Annotated in this window: 6 protein-coding genes; all 6 read left to right on the top strand. The window is 38.0% G+C overall.

From position 1 onward, the window contains the following. The first annotated feature begins 232 nt into the window (after positions 1 to 232). Complete coding sequence (locus tag AC06OU_RS12810; protein WP_475856239.1) at positions 233 to 685, top strand: acyl-CoA thioesterase; 453 nt, start codon at positions 233 to 235, stop codon at positions 683 to 685. Between the two features lie 61 nt (positions 686 to 746). Further along, entirely contained in the window at positions 747 to 971 is a 225-nt protein-coding gene (locus AC06OU_RS12805) for a helix-turn-helix domain-containing protein (RefSeq protein ID WP_225215939.1), read from the top strand. A 73-nt stretch (positions 972 to 1044) separates the two neighbouring features. After that, a complete protein-coding gene (locus AC06OU_RS12800; RefSeq protein ID WP_169360995.1) occupies positions 1045 to 1503 on the top strand; it encodes a MarR family winged helix-turn-helix transcriptional regulator in 459 nt (152 codons plus the stop codon). A gap of 9 nt (positions 1504 to 1512) precedes the next feature. Further along, positions 1513 to 2310, top strand: coding sequence for a glutamate racemase (gene racE, locus AC06OU_RS12795; protein ID WP_475856236.1), 798 nt, complete (start codon positions 1513 to 1515; stop codon positions 2308 to 2310). 66 nt (positions 2311 to 2376) lie between these two features. Beyond that, positions 2377 to 3126: a ribonuclease PH gene (gene rph / locus AC06OU_RS12790; RefSeq protein WP_169360997.1), complete on the top strand. Its 750-nt coding sequence runs from the start codon at positions 2377 to 2379 to the stop codon at positions 3124 to 3126. 7 nt (positions 3127 to 3133) lie between these two features. Continuing rightward, a partial coding sequence (locus tag AC06OU_RS12785) for an XTP/dITP diphosphatase (protein WP_475856234.1) occupies positions 3134 to 3723 on the top strand: 590 nt, incomplete at its 3' end.

Below are 3723 nucleotides of genomic sequence, written 5' to 3'. Positions count from 1 at the left end.
TTAAAGCTCAGAATGTAAATTCTGGGCTTTTTTTTATTGGAAAGTTCCAGGCGGTGTTTAAGGCTTTTTTCAAGTATTATCCGTTCGTCAAAATACGACAAAGAAACCGGATGAAATGTTTATTCCTTTCAGTAATAATTTATTAGATGGATTTTTAATTTTCTGATATAATAAATGAATCGTTATTCATTTTTAAATGGATATCCATTTTAAATACAAAGGGGATTATTATATGAGAGCAGGATACATAGAAGACATAGAAGCATGGGAAAAGGGATTTTCTTTTTATACGGAGGTCAGTGTGCGTTTTTCAGAAACAGATATGTACGGACATTTAAATAATACCGTACCATTCACTTACTTTGAATATGCTCGTATTGAATACTTTAAAAAGGTTATGCTTATGAATGATTGGCTTAATCCTAAAGGAGAAAAGATACCAGTAGTTGCTGATCTACAATGTGATTATCAGAAACAGGTATTTTTTGATGAGAAGCTCCACATTTATGTAAAAGCCAATTCAGTTGGTAGTTCTTCGGTTGATATCCATTACATGGCAAAGAATACAAAAGGGGATATAGTGTTTACTGGAAGAGGCAGTATCGTACAAATTGATAAGAAAACGGGAAAATCTGCAAAATGGACTGACCAAGAAAAAGAAGTTTTTCAAAAGAGTATTTACTAGCCGTCACCTACCATCCCTTTGCTACATACGTTAGTAGGAGAGTGGATAGGGGGCTATGGCATTGTACGATGGTAATCAGCAAAGATCAATTTTGACGAGCAGAGAGCGTCAAATATTTCAATTATTAGTAGAAGACAATTCTACAAAAGACATTTCAATTCAGCTGTCTATTAGTGAAAAAACAGTTCGAAACCATATATCTAACACGATACAAAAATTAGGCGTATCTGGTAGATCGCAAGCAATTGTTGAACTATTAAGACTAGGCGAATTATCATTGAATTGATTTGAATCCTTGCCATTTTCCTCAGAACAAGTCACAATAATAAGAGGACGTATTGTTTTGAGGAGTGAGATTCATGGCAGAAGAAAAGAACCAAGTGGAACTTAACCACGAAGATGTTGCTTTTTTAGAAAAAGAACTTCGGCATATTTCAGGGATTATCAAACAAAGAGGGCGACAAATCTTAAATTCTTATACGATAACGCCTCCCCAGTTTGTAGCTCTTCAGTGGCTTTTCGAGATTGGAGACATGACAATCGGGGATTTATCTAATAAAATGTATTTAGCTTTTAGTACCACTACGGACTTAATTGACCGGATGGAAAGAAGTGAACTAGTACAGCGAGTAAGAGACGAGCAAGATCGTCGAGTTGTACGAATACATTTATTAAAAGAAGGTGAGCGTATCATCGAAGAGGTAATTGACAAACGACAGCAATACTTAAAAGATGTGCTGAAACAGTTTGACCAAGATGAAGCACAAACATTATCAACTTTATTAGCAAAATTACATCTTGAGATGAAAAAGAACTGAGGAATTGACGTGAAAGCCCCAATCGGTGTGATAGACTCTGGTGTGGGAGGTTTGACAGTTGCAAAAGAAATTATGCATCTACTCCCAAACGAAGAAATTATTTATATTGGTGATACAGCTAGATGTCCTTATGGACCTAGAACTAGTGAAGAAGTTCGTAAATTTACATGGCAAATGGCAATTGCCTTGTCTAAAATGAAAATTAAAATGCTTGTAATAGCATGTAATACTGCGACAGCAGTAGCTCTAAACTCCTTGAGTAAGAAAATGCCTTTCCCAGTGATAGGTGTTATTTTCCCGGGAGCAAGAGCGGCTATTAAAGCAACGAAAAAAAATGAAATTGTAGTGTTAGGTACAAGCGGTACAATTAAAAGTGGGGCTTATGAAAAAGCGATTGCAGCTCTGAATACTTCTAGTAAAATCATTCCGCTTGCATGCCCTACTTTTGTTCCAATTGTTGAGAGTAATGAATATGAGGGCGACTTTGCGAGAAAAATGGTTTTTGAAGCCTTGCAACCCTTAAAATCAGAGCATTTTGATACGGTTATCCTTGGTTGCACGCATTACCCATTATTGCAAAAGCATATTGAGGATGCAGTTGGTGAACATGTAAATGTACTATCATCAGCTGAGGAAACCGCCCAGGATGTATTGGAGTACTTAGATTATCATCATTTACGCAATCCGACCGAGATAGAGAAAGAACCTATTTTCTATACGACCGGTTCGCTGCCAATCTTTAAAACAATTGTCGAAAAATGGTTAAACTTGTCGAATGCAGATATACGGACAATTTCATTTCATTAACCCTGTTAAGAGAATCCTCGAATAGCGGGGTTTTCTTCTGTTCAGGTACATAAAAAGGAGAAATATATGATTAGATTTGATGGAAGAGAAACAAAGCAATTGCGAAAGGTAACAATCGAGACAGATTATTTAATGCACCCAGAAGGTTCGGTATTAATCACGGTAGGTAATACCAAAGTCATTTGTAATGCAACAATTGAAGATCGAGTTCCTCCTTTTTTAAGAGGACAAGGTAAGGGTTGGATTACAGCTGAATATTCTATGCTTCCACGCGCCACAGAATCACGTACACAGCGTGAGTCGTCTAAAGGGAAGGTTACTGGTCGTACGATGGAAATACAGCGTCTAATAGGACGAGCTTTGCGATCGGTAGTAGACCTCGAAGTAATAGGGGAAAAAACAATTTGGATTGACTGCGATGTCATTCAGGCCGATGGAGGAACAAGAACTGCTAGTATAACTGGGGCGTTTGTTGCATTAACCATTGCACTAGGAAAACTGTATGAGCAAAAGCAACTTCCTAAATTTCCTGTAATTCAATACCTAGCTGCTACTAGTGTAGGGATAGTTGATGAAATTGGAGTAGTGTTAGATTTAAATTACGTAGAGGACTCTTCCGCAACTGTGGATATGAATATAGTACAAACTAGCAGTGGTGAGTACGTTGAGCTTCAAGGTACGGGCGAAGAAGCAACTTTCTCAAAAAGTGAGCTATTGGAGCTTCTAGAGTATGGCGAAGCTGGAATCCAGCAGTTAATGGATATCCAACGAGCTGCATTAGGAGATTTAGCTTCTAAAATTGATGAGAAAGGATGATTTGAACATGAAACAAATAATTATTGCAACTAAAAATAAGGGGAAAGCAAAGGATTTTGAAGCATTATTTAATCCCCTTGGATACGAAGTGCTAACCCTACATGACGTAGCAAAAGAAATGGATGTTGAAGAAACAGGTACAACCTTTGAAGAAAATGCCTTGTTAAAGGCGACTGCATTAGCTAAACATTTACAATCGATCGTAATTGCGGATGACAGCGGCCTTGAAGTTGATGCCTTAGGCGGACGTCCTGGTGTCTATTCTGCGCGTTATGCGGGAGAAGAGAAGAGTGATGAGGCAAACATCACCAAACTGTTAGAAGAGCTTAAAAACGTAAAAGAATCCGAAAGAAGTGCCCGCTTCGTTTGTGTGATTGCAGTGGCATCTCCAACCATGAAGCCATTCACAGTCAGAGGAACATGCGAAGGCGTTATCGCTCAAGAAAGAAAAGGGAATAACGGTTTTGGTTATGACCCAGTCTTCTTTGTTCCCTCCGAGAATAAAATGATGGCCGAATTATCTGCAGAAGAAAAAGGGGCTATTTCTCACCGTGGAAATGCTATTAAGCAATTGAAGTCAAAATTACCTGATTTACT

This window comes from Psychrobacillus sp. (assembly GCF_056205495.1).
The sequence above is the reverse complement of the archived record's forward strand: the minus strand, read 5'-3'. Positions and strand labels throughout refer to the sequence as shown.

Bases quoted from the DNA above. Each gene is read 5' to 3' on its own strand.
- AC06OU_RS12800 (WP_169360995.1), top strand. From the start codon at position 1,045: ATGGCAGAAGAAAAGAACCAAGTGGAACTTAACCACGAAGATGTTGCT.
- rph (WP_169360997.1), top strand. From the start codon at position 2,377: ATGATTAGATTTGATGGAAGAGAAACAAAGCAATTGCGAAAGGTAACA.
- AC06OU_RS12810 (WP_475856239.1), top strand. From the start codon at position 233: ATGAGAGCAGGATACATAGAAGACATAGAAGCATGGGAAAAGGGATTT.